This is a genomic window from Pseudomonas sp. BP6 (assembly GCF_017875935.1).
Lineage (GTDB): Bacteria > Pseudomonadota > Gammaproteobacteria > Pseudomonadales > Pseudomonadaceae > Aquipseudomonas > Aquipseudomonas putida_Y.
Genome location: NZ_JAGINI010000001.1, coordinates 4,465,939 through 4,488,021 on the forward strand (window position 1 = coordinate 4,465,939; position 22,083 = coordinate 4,488,021).

Below are 22,083 nucleotides of genomic sequence, written 5' to 3' on the forward strand. Positions count from 1 at the left end.
GATCAGGGATACTGCTGAACCTGACCTTGCTGCTCATACTGCTGACCCGGAATCGGCTTCAGGTTCACTTCCACACGGCGGTTCTGCGCACGACCATTGGCGTCAGCGTTGCTGGCGATCGGCTGGTCCGGGCCCATGCCACGAACAGAGATACGCGAAGCATCCACACCCTGCGAAGTCAGGTAGGTGCTGACCGCCTGCGCACGGCGCTGGGACAGGTCCATGTTGTGCTGGCGGCTGCCCGTGCTGTCGGTGAAGCCGACCACTTCGATGGTGTTCTGGTTGAACTGCTTGAACGAGCCAGCCAGGTTGTTCAGCGGCGAGTAGAAGCTTGGGGCGATGTTGGCCGAGTCGGTGGCGAAGGTGATGTTGCCCGGCATGATCAGCTTGATCTGGTCACCCTGACGCTGCACTTCCACACCCGTGTTGGCCATCTGCGCGCGCAGCTCGGCTTCCTGCTTGTCGGCGTAGTAGCCATAACCGGCTGCAGCAGCACCCACTGCGGCAGCACCGATCAGTGCACCCTTGCCACGGTTGTTGTGGTCGATCGCAGCACCGGCGATGGCACCGGCCAGCGCCCCCAGGCCGCCGTACTTGGCGGTCTTGCTCATCCCTGTGGAGCCCTGCGCCTGACCCTGGTTGTCGTAAGGATTCTGGCCGGCGCAGCCGGTCATCAGTGCTGCGGCGGTTGCGACGATAATCAGACGACGCATGGTGAACATGGACAAGCTCCTACTGAAATTCATAAATGCGGCAGATCTCGAAGGGATCTATGCCAGCCTTGGATTGCATCGGCAACGAAAAATTCCATGAAAGTGCCTTCATGTGCCATCAGGCACGCACGAACGGGTTTTCGCGCATCTCGTCGCCCAGACGGGTGTCGGGCCCGTGGCCGGTCACCACGATGGCCTCTTCGTCCAGCCGGTACAGCCGCTCCTTGATGGAGCGCACGATTGCCCGCTGGTCGCCCCCCCACAAATCAGTGCGGCCAATACCCCGACGGAACAGGGTGTCACCGGCAATCAACAATTTGGCATCGGCAAACCAGAAGCTCATCGAGCCCGGGGTATGGCCAGGCGTATGCAGCGCCACACCGCAGCCGCAGGCGAGTTCTTCGTCATCGCCCAACCAGCGGTCCGGTGCCGGTACCGGGGTGTAAGGTACACCGAACGTCTGGCACTGCATCTCGAGGTTGTCCCACAGCACCTGGTCGTCCTTGTGCAGGTGCAGCGTAGCACCCGTCAGCTCCTTGAGCTTGCCTGACGCGAGGAAGTGGTCGAAGTGCGCATGGGTGTGGATGATGCTCACCAGCGTCAGGCCGTGGGCCTGCAGGCGGGCAAGGATCTTGTCCACATCACCACCCGGGTCGACGACAATGGCTTTCTTGGTCAGAGGGTCGCCGATCAGCGTGCAGTTGCACTGCAAGGGGCCGACGGGGAAGGTTTCGCGGATGAGAGCTGACGATGGGATCTGCATTGTGAATACGGGAACCGGTTAATCGAATAGGGTTTGCACACGCGCCAGTGCATCCAGGATGACAACTTCAGGCACCGACTCTATGCGCTTGGCAAATCGTGCTTCAAGGTCGACTGTGCGCACCTGGTTGCAAAGCATCACCCCCTGAGTCTGCGTGCCCGCACCGCTGAGCGTGACAGCGAAACCCGCATGCCTCGCGAAATCCCCACCTTGAGTGATCGGGATGATTACAGCCAGGCCTGAAGCATTGAACGCAGCCGGAGTAAGTACCAGTGCAGGCGGCCGGAGCCCTGCTGTTCCCGGCCGACTGTTGGGTCCAGGTTGACGCGAACAATATCACCCCTGGCGAATTTCAACCGTTTCACACTTCACGTCCCACTGAACGCATGGTATTCCAGTCGGCCATGTCCTCTGGCTCCGGTGCACTCAGGTCACATTGGGCCATCAGTTCCTCAAGCGTGTATTTGGGTTTCGACCTGACGGGTTTGAGCACCATCGTCTCACCCGTTGTGTCAAGGCTCAGGGTGGAGCCGACACCGAGACGCATCTGCTTGAGTACTGCGGCGGGCAGGCGGATCGCGGCGCTGTTACCCCACTGTTGAATCTTGATCTGCATGAGTATCTCCCAAGGTAGATACATAGTAGAAACCCTCCAAATGATTGCAAGCGAAATGTAGAAACGTCGTATCTACACTGTCATCTGCCCTGACCGGACAAAAGCCCTGCAATCTCAAGAAGGAAATGCCCTACATCACCTTGGGAAGCCACTCTCCAACTGCAAAAATTTCAAACGTAGATTCAGCCGGACCTCAAGGCAAAAACAACCTGAACAACCCACCCCCAAGCGCCCCGCCGTTGGAGATCTCGATCCGCCCGCGCACCCCGCCGCTTTCATGCAACGCGGCGATCCGCGCCGCAAAATACAGCCCAAGGCCGGTACTGCCGCTGGTCGAGTCGATGCCCTGGATATACTCCTCCTGGCGCTCGAGCATGTGCTTTGGATAACCCGGGCCGTCATCGTTGACGCAAATGGCCAACTGGTTATCGGCCTCTTCGATGGTGATCAGCAAGGCGTGCCCGGCAAAGCGGGTGGCGTTGGTGATGACGTTGGAGATCACCGAGGCCACCAGTTCGCGGTCGAAGAAACCCAGCGGGTTATCGGTGTCGATACGCCAGGTGGCGAGAATGTCGTTGTGCTTGAGCACTTCCTCGTGCGCCGCCAGCTGGGCTTCGATGAAATCATCCAGCTCATGGTAGTCCGGGCATACCGGCAACTGGTTCACACCCAGTTTGTACAAGCCCAGCAACTGCACGAGCATGCCGTTGAGGTGACGAAACTCATGCTCCATGATCCCCTGTTCGGCACCGCCACGCAGTTCCTCTGGCAAGCGCTCAACCCACTGGCTGTGGGACTGGATCAGCGCCGACAACGAACTTTTGAGGTCGTGCACGGTGGAGGCGATCACCGTGGAAAAATCCAGCCCCTGATTGTCTTGATTCATGCGCCGAACACTCGGATGTGCAGTTTGCGGTAACGGTCATAGCGATTATCGCTGGCAGGGATACCGGCCACGCTGGTCAAGGCATCGCGGCACTCCTGCATGATCGCAGGCTGAGGGTTGTCACCGCCAATGCGCAGCAGCGCCTGGGCGGTGTTGAGGGCGATGCTGATGTTCTTCGGCTGTAAACCCAATGCCTTTCGGAACAGCTGCAATGCCTCGCCAAGCTGCCCTCCCTGGTAACTGCGCACACCCTGACGATTGAGGGTGACCGCTTCGGTAATGGCGTTGAGCACGCTGGGGTCATCCGTCAGCTTGCCCACTTTCTCCATGACCTTGGGGTCATCGCCATAACTTTCCACACAGTTCTTCAGCACGCCGATGGCGGCGGCTTCCTGCCCCATCGCCTGCAGTTGCGCAGCGACAGTAAGGGCCGAATCGACCGAGAAGAACTGGTTCATCTTGTCCAGGCGCTGAATCGCCTGTTCTGTCAGCTTGCCGGCCGTTTCCGGGTCGCCGGCCTGCTGCAGGCTGGCAGCCTTCATCATCCGCGCACGCACCTGCAGGCCTTGGTCCTCGGGGTTCTCCTTGGCCACTTCACTGAGCGTGGTGTTGATCTCGACCCGGGTACGGGCGTCCAGGCCGAAGCCTGCATTCTTGCTCATCAACGCCTGCACCAGGCCAAGGTTGTTTTCGGCATCCTTGTAACGCGAACTCTGCCCCTGGTTCACCGCATGACGGAACGCTTTCGATGCGCTCTCGAAGTCTTCGTTCTCCAGCGCCAGCTTGCCCAGCGTCGACTGCCGACGCACCGACAATGGCGACAAGCGTACGGCTTCTTCAAGCAAATTCTGCGCGCGCCGGGTATCGCCCTGAGCCACCAGCACCTCGGCCATGCCATCGTAAAGGCCTGGCATGATCGGGAACGCCTTGAGCGCCTGCTCGTATACACCCTGGGCCTGGGCATTCTGACCACGCTTGTGCATCAGTGCGCCCAATGCAGCGTACACCCACGGCTGCGGGCGGCTGGCCAGGATGGCCTTGAGGAATTTTTCCAGTTCCTCGAAACGGTTGAGGTTGCGCAGGGCATCGGCCCGGTAGCGCAAGCACAATGGCGCCAGGCGCGGATCCTTCTTGCACAGCTCGGCGCAGGCCGCCAGTACTTCGGCCGGGCGGTTGCGGTCCAGCGCCTGCAGGATCGGTTTTAGCAGCGTCTTGCGCTGGAACAGTTTCTCGACGCGCTGGGCCAGGCCAACCCGGTTGAACGGTTTGGTCAGGTAGGCATCGGGCTCGTGCTCGATGGCGCTGAGAACAATCGCCTGACTGCTCTCGGCGGTGACCATGATGAACACGCACTCATGGCTGATGTGCTTGTCGATGATCAGGTCTTCAAGCACCTGTTGCCCGTTCTTCTTGCCATCGCCCAGGTGGAAGTCCTGCAGGATGAAGTCATAGCGCTTCTGCGCGCACATGCGCAGCGCCTGCTCGCCGCTGTCAGCGGTGTCCACGTCGCGCACGCCCAACTCGCGCAGCATGGAACGGGTCGACGTACGAAAGTCGGTAAAGTCGTCGACGATCAGAAAGCTCTTTTGCCCGTACTGCAGCATCAACACGACCTGCCTTGGAATGATTGAAAAATCGCGCGAGGCGATGCCACCGATAGCTGTATCGGCAGCTGGTCGGGAAAGATGAGGGTAGAGCATTGCCGGCCACGAATCATGGCGTCAGGCCATCACTTTAACGAGCAATGACCTACAGGGCCAGTATCACGCCAGCAACCCCAGGGATTTGGCCTTGGCCACCGCCTGGGTGCGCCGCTCCACGCCCAACTTGCTGTTGATGTGGCTGGCGTGGGTCTTCACCGTGTGCAGGGAAATGAACAGCCGCTCGCTGATCTGCTGATTGGAACAGCCCTGGGCAATCAGTTCGAGCACGGCCAACTCGCGACCACTCAGCGCTTCGCCATTGCCCGTACTGGCGATTGGCACTGGCGGCAGCTGCTTGAGCAGTTCAGCCTGAACCGGGCAAGTGGCACCTGCCTGCAGTTGTTCATGAAGCCATTGCGGGTGCTTTTCCAGAAGTGGCTGCATCGGCTGTATCACGCCGCCGTGAGCCGCCTCCAGCAAGCCAGGCAACAACTGCGCGGCCTGCCCTTCCTTGCCTTCGTCCAGCAACAGGGAAAGCCATTGGCACAGAGCGCTGACGGCGAGCATCATGCCGCCACTGGCCCGGCCGCGCTCTACCAGGCAGGCCAGGCGTTGCACGGCATCGTCACTACGCAACTGGATGCGATCGAGCAATGCCTGCTGCAGCGCAATGTGCAACGGCAGCAGCGGATGGAATTCCGGTGGCATCGCCGGCTGCTCGCCGCCATAGGTCTGACCCAGGCGCTGCAGCCAGGACTCCGCGAGGTCGATCCGCCCCTGGGCCAGCCACAGTTCGCATTTGACCAGGGTAATCATGGCCAGGTAGTAGACCGGGGGCACATCCCAGATATGCATCAAGCGTTCGGCCTCGGCCAGTTCGGCAAAGGCCTCGGCAAAGTGACCCTCCCGGCCATCGAGCGTGGCAATCACGCAATGGCCGATGAGCACACTGATGTCCCGGCACGCTCGCGCCTCGCCCAGCCCCGCGCGCAAACGCGCCCGGCCCTGAGCCGGCTGCAGGCGCGAGACCAGCAGGTAACCTTCGTAAAGCGTCAGCCGCGCACGCACGGCATACAGCCGCTGCGCCGAAAGCCCTTGCAGACGTTGCAACCCTTGTCGCACTTCGTCCAGTGCGCGCAGCACCTCGCCACGGGCATGCAGCACCCGCGCCCGGTCGTAATGAGCCAGCGCCTCGAACAAGGGGTTGCCAACCCGTTGGGCCAGCTCCAGGGCTTCACGGTTCCAGCCCCGGGCACGCCAGAAGTCACCATCGGCAATGGCCAGGTTGGACAGGGTCGACAAGCACACCAGGCGTTGGCCATATCGCTTGCTCGGCAGGCTCTGTAGTGCTTCGCCGCAATAGGCCAAGGTGCGCTCGCGGTCGCCACGGCCGCGGGCAATGACCCCACTGAGTGCCAACCATTGGGCCAGCATCGACTTCTGCGCAGTCGCCGAAGGCGCGGGCAGAAAGCGACTGAGGTAGCCGGCCAGTTCTTCGGCAGCATCCAGCTGGCAAGCCAGGCCCAACGCCCAGCTGTACAGCACGATAAGCCGCGGCGTACTGATCAACAGACTGTCGGGCAGGTCCATCTTCCAGCGCAGCAACATGCCGACGTTCTGCTCGGCCAGCAATTGCTCCTCGGACAGGCTCTGCACGAGGTCGGCGGCAACATCGAGGTGGCCTGCACGCAAAGCCTGCTCCACCGCCTCGTCCAGCAGGTCTTGGGCTTCAAACCAGCGGCAGGCCCGCAAATGCAGAGCGACCTGCGATTCGCTGGCCTGACGACTGCGCAGCAGGTCGGAGAACAAATGGTGATAGCGGAACCAGTGCCCATGCTCGTCCAGCGGCACAAGGAACACCTGATGCGCCTGCAGGAAGCTCAGGACGGCGGCACTGTCGTGGCAGCCACGCATCGCATCGCAAAGCGGAGCGCAGAAACGCTCCTGGCAGGCGGTTTCGTACAAGAAAGCCTGCACGTCTGCGGGTAGCCTGTCGATGACTTCTTCAAGCAGGTAGTCGCGGATCAGGCCCTCGCCACCATGCAGCGCCTGGGGCAAGGCTTGCTCGTCAGCGCTGTCGCTGGCAGCCAGCTGCCAGAAACGCAACCCGGCCACCCAGCCGTCGCTGCGCTGGATCAGGTTGTCCAGCGCCTGGCCGCGCAGGCCGGTAGGCTGGCGACCGATCACTGCCAGTGCCTCATCCGCGGTGAGGCGCAGGTCCTGTTCGTTAAGCTCGACCAACTGCCGGGACAGGCGCAGGCGCGCCAGGTGCCAGTCTGGCCGTTGGCGGCTGGTCACCAGCAACACCAGGCCGGGGGGCAGGTGATTGAGGAAGAACTGCAGGCAACGGTCGAGCACCGGCCCCTGGGCCAGGTGATAGTCGTCCAGCACCAGCAGCAGCGGCGTATCAGCTTGCAGGTACAGCGCCAGCTCGTCGAGCAGGCCGTCGAGCCACTCTTCAAAGGCAAACGGCTGATGGCGCTGGCGCATTTTCAGCAGGCCCATGGCCTGGCCGCCCAGTGCCGGACAGTATTGCTGCAGGCCTTCAAGCAAGCGCTCAAGGAAGCGGCCGGGGTCGGCATCCCGCTGGCTCAGGCCCAGCCACAGGCTGCGCCAGTGCTCGGGCAGCGTTTCGCAAAACTCGATGGCCAGGGAGCTTTTGCCGAAACCCGCCGGCGCATTGACCAGCAGCAGCCGCCCGCCCAAGCCGGCCTCCAGCCGCTGGCACAAACGCAGGCGCGGTACATGGCCGTCCGGCAGCGGCGGCCGGAAGAAACGCCCGTCCCGCAGGCCAAGGGCCTGACTTGCGAATCCATGGGTACGGGACAGATCTGTCATGGCCGGCTCATTCTGGTTGGAAGACAACGGCGGTATGGATGTTTGCGAGACTAGCCGTTAACGCTGCGCATTTGAAGATAATGGGCGCAATTGGCGTGGAAAAGACTGCGACAAAAAGCAACATGACTGATGGACAGGGGCTGGGACGGGGGGTTTGGGGAGGTATTCAGGAGGTTTATTGCCTTGTCCGGCCTCTTCGCGGGTAAACCCGCTCCTACAGGGCGGAACCTGTAGGAGCGGGTTTACCCGCGAAGAGGCCGCTTCAGGAAATAGAAACGCCCCGGCGAGCCGGGGCGTTCTGGGGATCACACGGCGTTCAGTGATCTCAGCTTAGCGAATACCCGACTGACGCAGCGCCGCTGGCTGGAAGTCGGCCTTGCTGGCACTGAAGCCGAAGTCGTAGGCGCGTTTCTCTTCGTTCTTCATGCCCAGGGCCAGGTAACGACCGGACTGCAGGTCGTAAATGGCTTCCAGGGTGTACCAAGGTACTTCCACATTGTAATAAGGCTGGGCGTGAGCCTCGGACACACGCCACAGTTGGCCACGGCCGTCGTACTGGTCGATCACTGCAGCCTGCCAGGTGTCCTCATCGATATAGAAGTCACGCTTGGCGTAGATGTGCCGCTGGCCCGGCTTGAGGGTTGCAACTACGTGCCAGACGCGGCGCAGCTCGTAACGGGCCAAGTCCTGGTTGATGTGCCCGGCCTTGATGATGTCGGCGTACTTGAGCTTCGGATCATCCAGTTTGAAGGCGTTCGATGCGATGTACAGCTCCTTCTTGCCTTCCAGTTTCCAGTCATAACGATCGGGTGCACCGTTGAACATGTCCAGGTTGTCCGACGTACGCAGGCCGTCGGCGGCGGTGCCCGGGCCGTCATACGACACTTGCGGTGCCATGCGCACACGGCGTTGGCCTGCGTTGTAGATCCACGCCTTGCGCGGCTCCTTCACCTGGTCAAGGGTTTCGTGCACCAGCAGCACAGTCCCGGCCAGGCGCGCAGGCGCAGTAACTTCCTGCTTGAAGTAGAACAGGATGTTGCCTGGGTTGTTCGGGTCGTAGTCCTTCATCTTGTCGCGGAAGACGAACTGGTCGGAGAAGTACACGGGGTTGAACGAGCCGCTCTGCTGCGGCGTGGCCTGGGTCACCAGGCGGCTGACACTGCCGCCGCGGTAGCGGGTGATGTGGTTCCAGATCACCTCCAGGCCGCTTTTCGGGATAGGGAACGGCACTGCCGTGCGGAAGTTGCTCAGGCCGTTGCCGCCTTCCACCAGGGTGGTTTTGGTGGCGTTTTCCTTGATGGCTGCGAACACATCGGCAGGGACGGTTGCGCCGCGATGGGTCTTGAACACCGGGATCTTGTAGGTGTTCGGGTAGCGCTTGAACATGGCCAACTGGCCGGGAGAGAGCTTGTCCTTGTACTGGTCGGCATTCTGCGCAGTGATGGTGAACAGCGGCTTTTCGCTGCCGTACGGGTCGGACAGGAAGCCCTTGCCGTCGACGCTGCCTGCCGTCTTCGACAGCGGCTCCCAAGGGCCGATGGAGCCGTCGGCGTTGCCGGCCTTCTCGGCACCCATCGGGGTCAGGGTGCTGCCCAGCTTGGCCGCCTCGTCGGCGGATACCGCAGCCATGACGCTGGTCGCCAGCAGGGACAGGCCCAGTACACCGGCTTGCAGCAGACTTCTGGTCTTGTTCATGTCGTGTCGTCCTGGATCTGTATGCTTAGAAGTTCACGCCGAAGCTGAGGGCGACGAAGTCGCGGTCATCCACGGTGCTGTACTTGCCATCGAAGAAGTTGGTGTACGAGAGGCTCGCCGTGTAGGTTTGCTGATACTCGGCATCCAGGCCCAGGCTGACAGCCTTGCGGCCTTCCTCGAAGTTGGCGCCAGGGCCCGGCGAGTAACCGGACACGTCATGCGACCAGGCCACGCTCGGCTTCAGGTTGATACCTGCGAAAACGTCGTTGTAGTCCCAGATGACACGGGCGCGGTAACCCCAGGAAGTGCTGGTGGTGTAGCCGTCGTTCTCGCATTTGCGGTTCAGGTTGGCGGTGGACGCCCCCGCACCGGCGCCGGCGATGGTGCTGCCATTGAGCGCCTGGCAGGTATCGGCGCCACCGGTGGATGGCAACGGACCTGGGCCGAACACCGGGTCGCGACCGTAGCGGGTATCGTGGGCATTCTCCAGGCCGCCGACATGGGTAACACCCACTTCACCGACGACAGTCATCCGGCTGGCACCCATCACCTGATCGAAGAAGTGGGTCAGGGTGGTCTGGAACTGAGTGATCTCCTTGCGGCGATACCCGTGAAGGTCCTGCCCTGGCGTACCGGTCAGCAGCGATGCGTTGCTCAACGCGCCGCCAATTGGACGGACACCGGCGAACAGGATATCCGTGGTATTGAGCTGCACTGGCGCATTGGGGCGGTAGCTGACTTCGCCGCTCCAGGCGGTGCCAGTGGGTAACGTGGTGGAGAAGCTCAAGCCATAAAGGCGGATATCCTCGGGGTATTCCACAAAGTACTCGGAATTACCCGCCACGATCAAAGGTGCCAATGCGCGCAACTGTGCAGGCAGGGCGCTCAGCCCGGCGAACACGGACGGCGGGGCCCCTGTGGCACTGAAGATGGGAGCACGGCTGTGGTAATTCATGAAGTAGGCGCCGAACTCGGTGTCCAACGGTTCGAACATATAGCGCAAGGCCACACCGAACTGGCCGCTGTCACGCGCATCACGGTCGGCACCACGGCGCACCATCACACCCTCTTCGTTGATGTTCACGCCCTGCGTGGCGAGGAACTGCTGCGCAGCGCCCGGCACCGTGCGGCTGCTATTGAGCACACGCAAGTTGTCGGTACAGCCGTCGGCAATGATGTCCGGCTGGGAGAAGAAGGTACCGCAGTTGTCGACGACCGTCTGGTCCCACTCGAGCTGGTAAAAGGCCTCGGCCGACAGGTTGTCGGTCAGGCTCTGCGAGATGTAGAACATGTTGACGGGAATCAGGCCTTCCTTGATCTCGGCCCCGGGACGGCGGAACGCCGACACGTCGATGGGGTTGATCGCGTTGATGCCGCCGCCGATGAAGGTACTTTCGCCCCAGCTCACCACCTGCTTGCCGAAACGCACCGAGCCAGGCTGATCGCCGATGGCGTAGTTGTGATAGACAAAGGCGTCGAGCAGCTCGGCGCCGGACGACTTGGCGCCTTCCTTGCGGTTGGAGTCGCTGATGTCCTTGAACTCGCGGTTTTCGTCCTTCAGTTCGAAGTCGTACCAGTACTTGCCGCGGACGAACACACCGGTGTCGCCGTACTTGAGCTCCAGGTCATGAATGCCTTTGAAGATCTTGGAGAAGGTTTCGCCCTTCTTGAAGTTCAGGTGGCCATCGTCGGATGTCTGTGACAGGCCCTTGCCGCCGTTGTTCACCCCTATCAGGTTCTTGTTGGGGTTGGCCGTCGACCAGCTGGCGCCGATGGAGAGCGACGAGTCGAACTGGCCTTCGATTTCACCAATGTTGAAACTGACAGCGAAAGCAGGACTTGCGAGCGTGGAAGCAAGGCTGACGGCCAAGGGCAGCTTGGCCCGGCGCCAGAACAGGTTTGCAGATTTCATCGACGCTACTCCATGTACTTTTTTGTTATGGCAGTGAGTCCTTTCAAGAACGGCCCGAGCGACCGGATGACAGGTTTTCACCTGCCGGCGACACAGCTTGCGCATGTCGCCCTCCCCCATTCCTGAAAATCCCCTGGCCCCGACTATAGCCAGCAGGCACAGGCGCTTGATCCCTCTAAAGTGTGATTTGCGCTCCATGCCACCATCACGCTGCAGTTTTGTCTCGGTTGCGGGCTGGCACTGCTCAAGGATGGCGCATTTCTGTCGTTTGGCAAGACGGCGGGCTCTCTAACATGCGGGTCGCGCTCTTACGTACGCGACCCGCACAACGATTACAACGTGGAAAGAAACGTGCTGTTGCTGGCCTGCCACTGGACGATGTCCTGGCGGATGCGTTTCTTGTCGAGCTTGCCGACACTGGTCTTGGGAATTTCAGTAACAACGGCGATCTGGCTTGGAATCGCCCACTTGTTGATATGACCTTGTTCCACGAACGGCTTGAGGTGTTCCTTCAGCGCCTTGGCGTCAATCTCGTGGCCGTCACGTACCACCAGCAGGGCAAACGGGCGCTCCCCCCACTGCGGGTCGGCCACCCCCACCACCGCCACTTCGCGCACGGCCGGGTGGCGGCTGATCAGGTCTTCCAGGTCGAGCGAGGAAACCCACTCGCCACCGGTCTTGATCACATCCTTGATGCGGTCGCGGATGTCGATGTAACCCATACCGTCTAGGGTGGCGACGTCACCGGTGTGCAGCCAGCCGCCCTGCCACAGCTCCTCGCTCTTCTCCGGCTCCTTGAAGTAGCCCATGGTCAGCCAAGGCGCTCGCAGTACCAGCTCGCCCTGGGTTTCACCATCGGCGGGCAGGAAGTTGCCTTCACCGTCGACGATGGCCGCTTCGACCAACGGCACCGGCACACCGGCCTTGATACGGTAGGTGACGCGCTCATCCTCGCTGCCGGCCTGCAGTTCATCGTTCAGGTGTGCGGCGGAGATCAGCGGGCAGGTTTCCGACATGCCATACGCGGCGGTCAGCTGGATGCCGCGCGCCAGGGCGGCCTGGTACAGCGAACGGTTGAGCGAGCTGCCGCCGATGATGATCTTCCAGCCGCCGAAGTTCTGCCCCTGGGCGTTCGGGCAGTTGAGCAGCATCTGCAGGATGGTCGGTACGCAGTGGGAGAAGGTGACCTTCTCTTCATGCCAAAGCTTGACCAGCATGTCCGGCTCGTAGCGCCCCGGGTACACCTGCTTCATACCGAGCATGGTGGCAGCGTAGGGGATGCCCCAGGCATGCACGTGGAACATCGGGGTGATGGGCATGTACACATCGTTGCTGCCCAGCAGGCGCACGCTATCGATACTGCCGGTGACCGAGGCCTCGGCCAGTGTGTGCAGTACCAATTGGCGGTGGGTGAAGTACACGCCCTTCGGGTTGCCGGTGGTGCCAGTGGTGTAGAAGGTAGTGGCCACCGAGTTCTCGTCGAAGTCCGGGAAGTCGTAGCGCGGGCTGGCAGCAGCCAGCAGTTGCTCATACTCGCCGACCAGGTCGGGCAGTTCGGCAGTCTTGTCCGGGCCATCGGTCAGCAGCAAGGTCTTGTCGACAGTGGTCAGCTGCCCGGCGATGGCCTGGTACAGGCCGACGAAGTCGCTGTTGACCAGCACCACGCGGTCTTCGGCATGGTTCATGGTGTAGAGGATCTGCTCGGGCGACAGGCGCACGTTGATGGTGTGCACCACAGCGCCGATCATCGGAATGGCGAACATGCATTCCAGGTAGCGATGGCTGTCCCAGTCCATCACCGCCACGGTGTCACCGGCCTTCACCCCAGCCTCGGTCAGCACATTGGCCAGGCGGGCAATGCGCTCGTTGAGCTGTGGATATGTCAGCCGCAACTGATCGCGGTAGACGATTTCGCGGGTCTTTTCATAGCGGCTGCCGGACATCAACAGGCGCTTGATCAGCAATGGATAGGCATAGGCGCCCTCGGCGGGCTTGATGATGCGTGTCTGCAACATGGGGATCCCTTTTCTGAAAAGCGGGCCGGACAAGTCTGGGTTTACTGTAGTTCGCCAATGTGACGGCCAAATCAGCCGAAGGAATGATTTGCGTGGCAGAGGTATGAGTGGCGGGCGTTGACGGGCGGCAAGGTTGAGCTAGACACTGCGGCGGCGGCTTCAGGTTTGCGCCGAAGCTGAGGGCCTCTTCGCGGGTAAGCCCGCTCCTGCAAGGGTTGTGGTGACCTTGTGGGCGCGGGCGTGCCCGCGAATGGCCACAACGCCCTTATCCCTCCCTGCCACCGGAGATCTTCATGTCCAGCCCGCGTCGCGCCGTGTTTCTCGATCACCAGTCCCTGGACCTTGGCGACCTCGACCTTTCGCCCCTGAAGCAGCAGTTCGACGCGTTCGAACTGTTCGCCGCCACCCGCCCGGAACAGGTTGCGGAACGCCTGCAGGGCGCCATGGCAGTGGTTAGCAACAAGGTCATGCTCGACGCCGCAACCCTGGCCGCCAACCCGCAACTGAAGCTGATCCTGGTGGCCGCCACCGGCACCAACAATGTCGACCTGGCTGCCGCCCGCGCCCAGGGCATCACGGTGTGCAACTGCCAGGGCTACGGCACGCCGTCTGTCGCCCAGCATACCCTGGCCCTGCTGTTGGCCCTGGCCACCCGGCTGTGCGACTACAACCAGGCGGTGGCCGATGGCCAGTGGGCCAAGGCCAGCCAGTTCTGCCTGCTGGACTTTCCTATCGTCGAACTGGAGGGCAAAACCCTCGGCCTGCTCGGCCACGGCGAACTGGGCGGCGCAGTGGCGAGGCTGGCCGAAGCCTTCGGTATGCGGGTACTGAGCGGGCAGATCCCTGGCCGACCGGAGCGCGCCGACCGGTTGCCGCTGGACGAGTTGCTGCCGCAAGTCGACGCCCTGACCCTGCACTGCCCGCTGAACGAGCACACCCGGCATATGCTCGGTGCCCGCGAACTGGCCCTGCTCAAGCCCAACGCGCTGGTGGTCAACACCGCCCGTGGTGGCCTGATCGACGAACAGGCGTTGGCCGATGCCCTGCGCGGTGGTCACCTGGGCGGCGCGGCCACCGACGTGCTGAGCGTGGAGCCGCCGGTCAACGGCAACCCGCTGCTGGAGCCCGGCATCCCGTGCCTGATCATCACCCCGCACAGCGCCTGGGGTGCCGTGGAGTCGCGCCAGCGCATCGTCGGCCAGCTCAGCGAGAACGCCCAGGCTTTCTTCGCCGGGCAGCCACGCCGTGTGGTCAGCTGAGCCTGGCGCCCGCCTCTGCTACACTGCGCCACTTTTTTCCAGGAGACGTCGTCCATGGACCCGCGCAGTGAAGTGTTGCTCCGTCAGGCTGAGCTGTTTCAGGGGCCGCTGCTGGTCGCCGGCGCCCCCGCCGACGACCTGCTCGGCCAGTTGCCTCAGGCCCAGGCCTGGACCTGGCATGCCGGTGATCAGGCCATGCTCGAAAGCCGCTTCGCAGGCCGCAGCCATTACGGCGTCGAGGCCCCTGAAGCAGCATTCGACAGCGCCGTGCTGTTCCTGCCCAAATCCCGCGAGCTGGCCGCCTACCTGCTCAACGCCCTGGCGTCGCGACTGGCTGGCCGCGAGCTGTACCTGGTCGGCGAGAAGCGCGGTGGCATCGAGGGCGCGGCCAAGCAGCTGCAGGCCTTTGGCAAGCCACGCAAACTCGACAGCGCCCGGCACTGCCAGCTGTGGCAAGTGACCATCGACCAGGCGCCGCAGGCAAAACCGCTGGAAAGCCTGGCCGAGCGCTTCGAGCTGGCCCTGGAAGACGGCCCGCTGCAGGTGGTCAGCCTGCCTGGGGTATTCAGCCATGGCCGACTCGACCGAGGTACCGCCCTGCTCCTGAAGCATCTTGACGGCCTGCCCGGTGGCCACATGCTGGACTTTGGCTGCGGTGCCGGGGTACTGGGTGCCACGCTCAAACGCCGTTACCCACAAAGCCGGGTGACCTTGCTGGACGTGGATGCCTTCGCCGTGGCCGCCAGCCGCCTGACGCTGGCGGCCAACGGCCTGGAAGGCGAAGTGATCAGCGGCGATGGCATCGACGCAGCCCCTACTGAACTGAGCCTTATCCTGAGCAACCCACCGTTCCACACCGGCGTACATACCAACTACCAGGCTTCGGAAAACTTGCTGAAAAAATCCGCCATTCATCTGCGAAAAGGTGGCGAAATGCGCTTGGTCGCCAACAGTTTCCTGCGCTACCAGCCACTCATCGAAGGGGCATTGGGCAACTGCCAGGTACGTGACGAGGCCGATGGTTTCCGCATCTACCAGGCAACTCGCGGATAAAAAACAGCGCTTGCCGAAAACGTTTTGCCTAGGCAGAATCCGCACCGTCCTAGGGGAGTAGTCTCCCGCGAGCACCCAGCTCGCCCGGTACGCGTCAACATACTTGGTCCACAGACCATGGCGCGTGCGACCCACCATGCACGCCTGCATGGCGAGATCCGCATAGACGGATCGAGGGTTTGACAAGACCTATGACACGCACACCTTACCCGGGGCGGGGAGGCTGTACGTGTCATAGCCGTGTCGACCCGCCCCCGTAGGAATCCTGATGCTGGAATCACTGCTGGTCCCCACCGCTATCGTTGCCCTGGCCGAGATCGGTGACAAGACGCAACTACTCGCACTCATTCTCGCTGCCCGCTTCCGCAAACCCTGGCCGATCATCGCCGGCATCATCGCCGCCACCCTGGCCAACCATGCCGCAGCCGGTGCCGTGGGGGCGTGGGTCGGCAGCTTCTTCAGCGATTCGGCCCTGCACTGGATCCTGGCTGCGAGCTTTACCGCCACCGCACTGTGGACGCTGGTACCGGACAAGATGGATGACGACGAGAACCCGGCTCGCCGTTTCGGGCCGTTCCTGACGACGCTGATTGCGTTCTTCCTGGCCGAAATCGGTGACAAGACCCAGGTCGCCACCGTGATGCTGGCTGCACAGTACCCGCACCTGATCATGGTCATTATCGGCACTACCCTGGGCATGCTGATTGCCAACGTGCCGGTGGTACTGGCGGGTAACTTCGCGGCTGACAAACTGCCGTTGACGCTGATTCGTCGCCTGGCGGCAACGGCGTTCTTCGTGCTGGCGATCGTGGCCGTCTATTCGGCGATGAAGGCCAGTGGCTGGATTGGGTAAAGGGAAAAGCTGGGGCTGCCATGCAGCCCCAGGATTCAGGCATTCACGGCTTGGCTGCAGCCTGATACAGCGGCATCACCTTCGGAATCGCCGCCTGCAGCGAAGCAATGCGGCTCTCGGACGCCGGGTGAGTACTCATGAACTCAGGCGGTGCACCTTCGGAAGCCTTGCTCATCTTGTTCCACAAGGTGATCGCGGCATTCGGGTCGTAGCCTGCACGGGCCGACAGCTCCAGGCCAATCAGGTCGGCCTCGTTCTCGTTGGCCCGGCTGTTGGGCAAGGTCATGGCGTAGTTCACCACCGTGTCGGCCATGGCCATGCTGCCCTGGCCGAGGCCGAAGATGGCACCGGCACCCTGGCGGGCCATTTCCACACCGTATGCCTTGGACATGGCCTCGCGGCTGTGCTCGCGCAAGGCGTGGGCAATCTCGTGCCCCACCACTGCGGCAATTTCCGCATCGGTGAGCTTGAGCTGATCGATCAGCCCGGTGTAGACGATGATCTTGCCGCCCGGACCGCAGTTGGCGTTCAGTTCGTCACTCTTGATCACGTTGACTTGCCAGTCCCACTGCGCGGCATCCGGGCGGAATTTGGGTGCCTGGGCGATCAGGCGGCTGGCAATTGCCTGCACACGCCTGGCATCGGCACTGGACTTGTCGAGCACACCCTTGCTCGATGCTTCACCCAGGGTCTGCTGATACGACTGGGCGTACATCTTGTTGACCTCATCGGTCGAGAGCATGCTGAACATGTATTGCTGGCGCTCGACGCCAACAGCACCACCGCTGGTGGTATTCACCGCCTGGCAGCCGGCCAGCAGAATGCCAGCGCTCAGCAGGCTGACGACAAAAGACTTACGCATGAAAACACTCCCTTTTTACATGCGCCGTATCCTAGGCCGAGTCGCCAGTGGCTGCCATAGCCGCAGGGAAGATTTTCGTCGCTGTAACGGCCTCTTCGCGGGCAAGCCCGCTCCTACACGGGTAACACGACCGTTGGTAGGAGCGGGCTTGCCCGCGAAAGGGCCGGCGCAGGCACCCCATCAATCCCGCTTCGGCTCATTGCCGAAAATGGCCGCCTTGGCCGCTGGGAAGATTTTCGTCGCCTGTACCGCTCCCTTCGCGGGCAAGCCCGCCCGTACAGGGGAACACGACCGTTGTAGGAGCGGGCTTGCCCGCGAAAGGGCCGGCGCAGACAATCAAGCCGGGGTCAGGCACTCCGGCGCATCCAGCTTCGGGTCATTGACGAAATTGGCCAAGGCCCGCTCACGCAACGTCGCCGGCGGGCTGGCCAGCAGCTCGTGCAAGCGGGTTACCGGCGTGTCCGGGTCAAGCCAGGCCGCCTGCCCCGCCTCGTCGAGGATGAGCGGCCGACGCTGGTTCATGGCGGCCTGGGTCACCACCGCGCAACTCAGCCAAACCTGATCCTGCACCGGATAGGCCTCCCACACCGCCGCAAAGTAGAGCGCCGCGCCCTCCCCCGGGGTCAACCAGTACGGGCGTTTGCGCACGCTGCCACGCCATTCGTAAAAGCCGTTGGCCGGCATCAGGCAGCGGCGCTGGCGAAATGCATCGCGAAACATCGGCTGCTCGGCAAGCGTTTCGGCGCGGGCATGGGCAGGGGTACGGGACAGGTCGGTGAGCCAGGCCGGGGTCAACCCCCAGCGCGCCTTGGCCAGTTGCTGCTGGCCGTCAAGCTGACGCTGGATCAGCACCGACGCCCCAGGCGATATATTCCATTGGGCCGGCTGGCCGACGGGAAAACCTGGCAGACTGGCAAGGGCCTGGGGCCAGCGAAACAGGGCATAACGTCCACACATGGGCGAATTCAGAACCTAGCAGATCAAGGTACCGGGGACATTCTCCGGTTCGTCGCCAACCAGTGGCTGGGCGTCATTGTACGCATCGATCAGCTGTCGTGCGCATTCGGCCTGCTCATCAGACACGACGAGCCCCAGCAGTCCCTGCAAGGGCAGCTCGCCGGCGGCACCGACCAGGTCACGGCCGACCACATGTACCTCGATCCCCTCGCTGGCAAGCATGCCTGCCAGCATTTCCGCTTCGAGCAGGCCTTCCGGTTCGTAGATGCGCTGCATCAGGTATCGTCCTCGCGTCGGACTTCGAGCATCCATTCGTCACCGTGCACCTGCAGAATGCACACCACAGGCTGGCAGCACACCTGGCAATCCTCGGTATAAACCTGATCACCAGCAGACAGATCGACGGTAGTTTCCACACGTTCGCCACAATAAGGGCAATCATAGAAGTCGGTTTCCAGCATCGCGGCCTCCGCAGTGACTTATGCGTATAATTGCCGGTCTGTTTACAGGGTCTGTGTGCGTCCGAGCCGTTTTTCGGAGCCCGTCCCTACCTTATTACCCTAGCCGTTTCCAACAAGAGAGCATGATGGGCGAATTCGATGCCATCCGACCGTATGACGACGCTGAGGTCCCTGCCGTTCTGGCACGCCTGCTCAGCGACCCGGCATTCCTCGATATCCTCACCCACTTCCGCTTTCCGCGTGCGGCCGGTGCTCTCGGCTGGTTGCTCAAGCCCTTGATCGCACGCCGCCTGCGCAAGGAATTCGCCGGCGTTACCTGTGTCTCGACCTTGCAGGACAAAGTCGAGTACTACGTCGACCAGACCATCGATCGCGCCACCGACGGCGTCACCTACTCGGGTGTGGAACAGCTAAAGGCCGGCACCGCCTACCTGTTCCTGGCCAACCACCGTGACATCGTCATGGACCCGGCCTTCGTCAACTACGCGGTGTACCACGCCGGCCTGCCCACGCCGCGTATCGCCATTGGCGACAACCTGCTGCAGAAACCCTTTGTCAGCGACATGATGCGCCTGAACAAGAGCTTCATCGTGCACCGTTCGATCAGCGGGCGGCGTGAAAAACTGGCTGCTTACCAACTGCTGTCGGCCTACATCAACCACTCGATCCGCAACGATGCCACCTCGATCTGGATCGCCCAGGCCGAAGGTCGGGCCAAGGACGGTGACGACCGTACCGACTCGGCGATTCTCAAGATGTTCCACATGAGCCGCAAGGACGAACCGTTCGGTGCAGTGATCCAGAGCCTGAACCTGACCCCGGTATCGATCAGCTACGAATACGACCCGTGCGACCAGGCCAAGGCCCGCGAGCTGTACATCCGCGCCACCACCGGCACCTACCAGAAGGCGCCCGGCGAAGATGACAACAGCATCGCCAAAGGCATCACCGGCTACAAGGGCCGCGTGCACATCAACTTTGCGCCGCCGGTAACCGAGTACCACGAAGACACCAAGCAGCTGGCGGCGGAGATCGACCGGCAGATCCTGGGGGGCTACCGACTGTTTCCGGTGCATTACCTGGCGTATGCGATGTGGGAGGGCAAGGACGAAGCCCTGCAGGTGCCAAGCGCCGAGAAGGTGTTCCCCGCGGATGAACTGGCCAAGGCCAAGGAAGAATGGCAACGGCGTCTGGATGCCTGCCCGCAAGAGCAGCGGCCGTACCTGGTGTTGCAGTATGCGACGCCAGTGCGCAACCAGTATCAGGTCAGGCAGCAGGCACCTGTAGCCTGATCAGGTTTGGGGCTGCGTTGCAGCCCCGATGCTTCTCAGATCCAGGTGCTGAACCAGGACAGCAGCAGTGCCATCGCCAGGCACGAAAAGCCAAGAATGTAGAAGTATTTCGGCACACGAAGGTCGAAAGCGTTCACTACCCCCTCGTCTGCCGCCATGTACTCGCGGGTTTCGGCCTCGCGCCGTCGCGCGCTGTGCAGCAGCAAACCGCCCGGGCAGGTCAGCAGCAGCGCTAGCAGGTTGATCAGCTTGGTGGGATGGGCGGCCAGGAACCCCCAGAGCACTTGCAAGGACATCACGCAACCTCGATGTGAGCAATGGCAAACGCCAGCATTCTACCCAAGTCGCACCTTGGCACCCGGTCTTGGCGACAAACTGTCATTAAATTTCATCTGTCATCCGCTCGTCATCAATACAGGCGACCCTGTCGGCCTTTTGATGACCCGGAGCTTTTTCATGTTGCACGCCGAAAACCAGGACCGCCTTTACCTCGTTGCCCAGAGTGATGAGCAACAGGCGCTGATCGATGGTTTTGCGATCAATGTGCAGGACCGCCAGTGGCTGGTCTACTGTGCGCTTGGCGGGCATGTACATGAGGACTTGCCCGAAGTGGATGCAGGCACAGGGTTCAGCTTGCTGGATTTCCACATAGAAGCTGCGTGAATCTGTGCTGACCAGACAGCAGAAACCCGCTGCCTGTCACTCAGGCAGCGGGTTTCTGGCATAACCTGAAGCTTACTGACCCAGCACCTGCCCGATGCTCGGGTCCTTGAACAGGCGGGTCAGGGCATCGCTCAGCACATCCCCCACCAGCTGGTTATTGGTGTCCTGATTCGGCGCCATGCCGAAACGCTGGTCCAGCGAAGCGCCATAACGGCCGCTGTAACGGCGGCCACCATTGGTCACATCAGCACGGAAAGTGACGCCGATGGTGGCCTCGGTCACGTAAAGGTTGTCTTTCGGCGACTGGTACTTCAGCTCGGCCAGGGTCACGGTCAGCTGCGGTGCATTGCCGGCGTTCGGGGTCGGGGTGAAGCCGAGCAGGCGCACAGCGGCTTCAGCCTGGGCCTGCAGCTTGGGTACCACGTCATTACCGCTGACGCTGATGGTGCTGGTCTCGGGGTACATGCCACCGCGGGTACCCAGAGACTGCGAAGGCCGGCCATCGACTACCCGGACCACCACCGGCTGGCCATGGCCGACCGGGGCCAGTTGGGCCTTGAGCGTGGGTTGCGGGTTGAGTTGTTGCGGGCTGTGGGCACAACCGACAAGGCTAAGGCTGGCCACGGCGATCAAACCGAACAACAGACGTTGCAACATGCGCGTTTCTCCAGAAAATGCGGCAAAGGCCCACAGTATACCTAGCCAGGCACAGACCAGTCATCGGCCCGGCCCGCTTGTCACAATCGTTTCATGGCCACTCCCTTATCCTTGCGCCAAGCCCTAACGCAAAGGACTCGCCGCCATGACCTCGCTCTGGACTCAGCTCTTCCAACGGCCGCGCCACAACGCTTATGCCCGCCTTGACGCTGATGGCAAATGCCTGGCGTTCAAGCAATGCAGCCAGGCACCAAGCGGCCTCGACTGGGTGCAGATCCGCGAAATTCAGCTGGCCTGGCTGGGCCGCGAGCTGCCCATCGAAGCCCGGGTTTGCGCCCGCGCAAACCGCCGTTGGCACCAGCGCCTCCTCGCTGCCTGACAAACGCTGCAATAAAAACCACGAATGGCGACATTTCTGCCCGCGACATCGCTATAATCTCCCCCCGATTATAAGGACGTCTCCTGATCGGGCCCCGCACTCGCCGATTGACCCCGGCAACTTCACCGCTTCGCCCACAGAGAGCCTTCCACTCAGGTCTTGCATCGGCTGTCGTGCCTGTTTTTCCGGCCCTTCACACTGCATGAACCTGCGGGTTGCCATCGCGCAGTCCCCTTTTGAGGTTCACGTCTCCAAAAGAGCGTGAAAAAACGGTTTTCACAACTTCACAAGAGTGTGGCGAGCAAATGAACAGTCTGGCATGTGCAAAAGCGGCAGATGTGTCCCGAACAGCCCTGAACAGGCGGCAGATGCGCTCATCCCGTATGAGTGTCTGAACCGTTCCATAACGCACGCACGACACCTTGACCATAAGTCGAATTGCCGCACCTGTGGCAAACGGCGTTCAATACACGAACCCGAAGACTGATTGGCGGTGTCCGCGGAAGTTGCAAGAACTGCGAAAAGTCGGACATGGCGACCCTGGCAACCCCAGGTCCTATGCTGTC

Annotated in this window: 21 protein-coding genes, 1 pseudogene and 1 riboswitch; of the genes and pseudogenes, 6 read left to right on the plus strand and 16 right to left on the minus strand. The window is 61.9% G+C overall.

Going from position 1 to position 22,083, the window contains the following annotated elements:
- Positions 1-2: 2 nt before the first annotated feature.
- The 10 genes and pseudogenes from J3A98_RS20205 to J3A98_RS20250 all read right to left on the minus strand — a co-directional run bounded on the left by J3A98_RS20205 (position 3) and on the right by J3A98_RS20250 (position 13,081).
- Entirely contained in the window at positions 3-722 is a 720-nt protein-coding gene (locus tag J3A98_RS20205; RefSeq protein WP_003247328.1) for an OmpA family protein, read from the minus strand.
- Positions 723-831: 109 nt separating this feature from the next.
- A complete protein-coding gene (locus tag J3A98_RS20210) occupies positions 832-1,476 on the minus strand; it encodes an MBL fold metallo-hydrolase (RefSeq protein WP_209968003.1) in 645 nt (214 codons plus the stop codon).
- 18 nt (positions 1,477-1,494) lie between these two features.
- Positions 1,495-1,841 (minus strand): annotated as a pseudogene (locus J3A98_RS27210) (type II toxin-antitoxin system ChpB family toxin).
- The gene (locus tag J3A98_RS20220) at positions 1,838-2,116 is read right to left on the minus strand and encodes an AbrB/MazE/SpoVT family DNA-binding domain-containing protein (protein WP_209968005.1); all 279 of its coding nucleotides are present in this window, start codon (positions 2,114-2,116) and stop codon (positions 1,838-1,840) included. The pseudogene J3A98_RS27210 and the gene J3A98_RS20220 overlap by 4 nt, the downstream one beginning before the upstream one ends.
- 169 nt (positions 2,117-2,285) lie before the next feature.
- Positions 2,286-2,978, minus strand: a complete 693-nt coding sequence (locus J3A98_RS20225; protein WP_003247329.1) for a HAMP domain-containing sensor histidine kinase — start codon at positions 2,976-2,978, stop codon at positions 2,286-2,288.
- Positions 2,975-4,582 (minus strand): tetratricopeptide repeat-containing response regulator, encoded by a 1,608-nt coding sequence (locus J3A98_RS20230; protein ID WP_003247330.1) that lies wholly within the window; start codon positions 4,580-4,582, stop codon positions 2,975-2,977. Before J3A98_RS20230 ends, J3A98_RS20225 begins: the two co-directional genes overlap by 4 nt.
- 159 nt (positions 4,583-4,741) lie before the next feature.
- Positions 4,742-7,459 (minus strand): LuxR C-terminal-related transcriptional regulator, encoded by a 2,718-nt coding sequence (locus J3A98_RS20235; protein WP_176684990.1) that lies wholly within the window; start codon positions 7,457-7,459, stop codon positions 4,742-4,744.
- Positions 7,460-7,789: 330 nt separating this feature from the next.
- Positions 7,790-9,154: a DUF1329 domain-containing protein gene (locus tag J3A98_RS20240; RefSeq protein ID WP_176684989.1), complete on the minus strand. Its 1,365-nt coding sequence runs from the start codon at positions 9,152-9,154 to the stop codon at positions 7,790-7,792.
- A gap of 25 nt (positions 9,155-9,179) precedes the next feature.
- Positions 9,180-11,066: a DUF1302 domain-containing protein gene (locus J3A98_RS20245; RefSeq protein WP_176684988.1), complete on the minus strand. Its 1,887-nt coding sequence runs from the start codon at positions 11,064-11,066 to the stop codon at positions 9,180-9,182.
- A gap of 332 nt (positions 11,067-11,398) precedes the next feature.
- Entirely contained in the window at positions 11,399-13,081 is a 1,683-nt protein-coding gene (locus J3A98_RS20250; RefSeq protein ID WP_176684987.1) for a fatty acid--CoA ligase, read from the minus strand.
- 293 nt (positions 13,082-13,374) lie between these two features.
- Here J3A98_RS20250 and J3A98_RS20255 point away from each other — a divergent pair, with 293 nt between their 5' ends.
- The 3 genes from J3A98_RS20255 to J3A98_RS20265 all read left to right on the plus strand — a co-directional run bounded on the left by J3A98_RS20255 (position 13,375) and on the right by J3A98_RS20265 (position 16,246).
- Positions 13,375-14,340, plus strand: coding sequence for a 2-hydroxyacid dehydrogenase (locus tag J3A98_RS20255; protein WP_209968007.1), 966 nt, complete (start codon positions 13,375-13,377; stop codon positions 14,338-14,340).
- Positions 14,341-14,394: 54 nt separating this feature from the next.
- Positions 14,395-15,393: a class I SAM-dependent methyltransferase gene (locus J3A98_RS20260; protein WP_176684985.1), complete on the plus strand. Its 999-nt coding sequence runs from the start codon at positions 14,395-14,397 to the stop codon at positions 15,391-15,393.
- 40 nt (positions 15,394-15,433) lie between these two features.
- Positions 15,434-15,573, plus strand: a riboswitch (yybP-ykoY riboswitch).
- An 88-nt stretch (positions 15,574-15,661) separates the two neighbouring features.
- Positions 15,662-16,246, plus strand: coding sequence for a TMEM165/GDT1 family protein (locus J3A98_RS20265; RefSeq protein WP_003247342.1), 585 nt, complete (start codon positions 15,662-15,664; stop codon positions 16,244-16,246).
- A gap of 43 nt (positions 16,247-16,289) precedes the next feature.
- On the opposite strand, the gene J3A98_RS20270 is transcribed toward J3A98_RS20265, so the two are convergent.
- The 4 genes from J3A98_RS20270 to J3A98_RS20285 form a co-directional block, all read right to left on the minus strand.
- A complete protein-coding gene (locus J3A98_RS20270) occupies positions 16,290-17,108 on the minus strand; it encodes a M48 family metallopeptidase (protein ID WP_209968009.1) in 819 nt (272 codons plus the stop codon).
- Positions 17,109-17,444: 336 nt separating this feature from the next.
- Positions 17,445-18,065: an SOS response-associated peptidase gene (locus J3A98_RS20275; protein WP_176684983.1), complete on the minus strand. Its 621-nt coding sequence runs from the start codon at positions 18,063-18,065 to the stop codon at positions 17,445-17,447.
- Between the two features lie 15 nt (positions 18,066-18,080).
- Positions 18,081-18,341 (minus strand): DUF2007 domain-containing protein, encoded by a 261-nt coding sequence (locus J3A98_RS20280; RefSeq protein WP_176684982.1) that lies wholly within the window; start codon positions 18,339-18,341, stop codon positions 18,081-18,083.
- Complete coding sequence (locus J3A98_RS20285; RefSeq protein WP_010951999.1) at positions 18,341-18,526, minus strand: CPXCG motif-containing cysteine-rich protein; 186 nt, start codon at positions 18,524-18,526, stop codon at positions 18,341-18,343. The genes J3A98_RS20280 and J3A98_RS20285 overlap by 1 nt, the downstream gene beginning before the upstream one ends.
- 122 nt (positions 18,527-18,648) lie before the next feature.
- Here J3A98_RS20285 and J3A98_RS20290 point away from each other — a divergent pair, with 122 nt between their 5' ends.
- On the plus strand, positions 18,649-19,818 hold the full coding sequence (locus J3A98_RS20290; protein ID WP_176684981.1) for a 1-acyl-sn-glycerol-3-phosphate acyltransferase: 1,170 nt from the start codon (positions 18,649-18,651) through the stop codon (positions 19,816-19,818).
- A gap of 35 nt (positions 19,819-19,853) precedes the next feature.
- Here J3A98_RS20290 and J3A98_RS20295 read toward each other — a convergent pair whose 3' ends face one another.
- Positions 19,854-20,114 carry a hypothetical protein gene (locus J3A98_RS20295; protein ID WP_176684980.1) on the minus strand — a complete coding sequence of 87 codons (261 nt, stop codon included), beginning with the start codon at positions 20,112-20,114 and terminating at the stop codon, positions 19,854-19,856.
- A 160-nt stretch (positions 20,115-20,274) separates the two neighbouring features.
- Between J3A98_RS20295 and J3A98_RS20300 the strand changes: the two genes are divergently transcribed.
- Positions 20,275-20,481: a hypothetical protein gene (locus tag J3A98_RS20300; RefSeq protein ID WP_003247353.1), complete on the plus strand. Its 207-nt coding sequence runs from the start codon at positions 20,275-20,277 to the stop codon at positions 20,479-20,481.
- A gap of 72 nt (positions 20,482-20,553) precedes the next feature.
- Here the strand turns inward: J3A98_RS20300 and J3A98_RS20305 are convergent, their stop codons facing one another.
- Positions 20,554-21,138 (minus strand): YajG family lipoprotein, encoded by a 585-nt coding sequence (locus J3A98_RS20305; RefSeq protein ID WP_209968011.1) that lies wholly within the window; start codon positions 21,136-21,138, stop codon positions 20,554-20,556.
- Positions 21,139-21,283: 145 nt separating this feature from the next.
- Between J3A98_RS20305 and J3A98_RS20310 the strand changes: the two genes are divergently transcribed.
- On the plus strand, positions 21,284-21,517 hold the full coding sequence (locus tag J3A98_RS20310; protein WP_176684978.1) for a hypothetical protein: 234 nt from the start codon (positions 21,284-21,286) through the stop codon (positions 21,515-21,517).
- Positions 21,518-22,083: the final 566 nt, after the last annotated feature.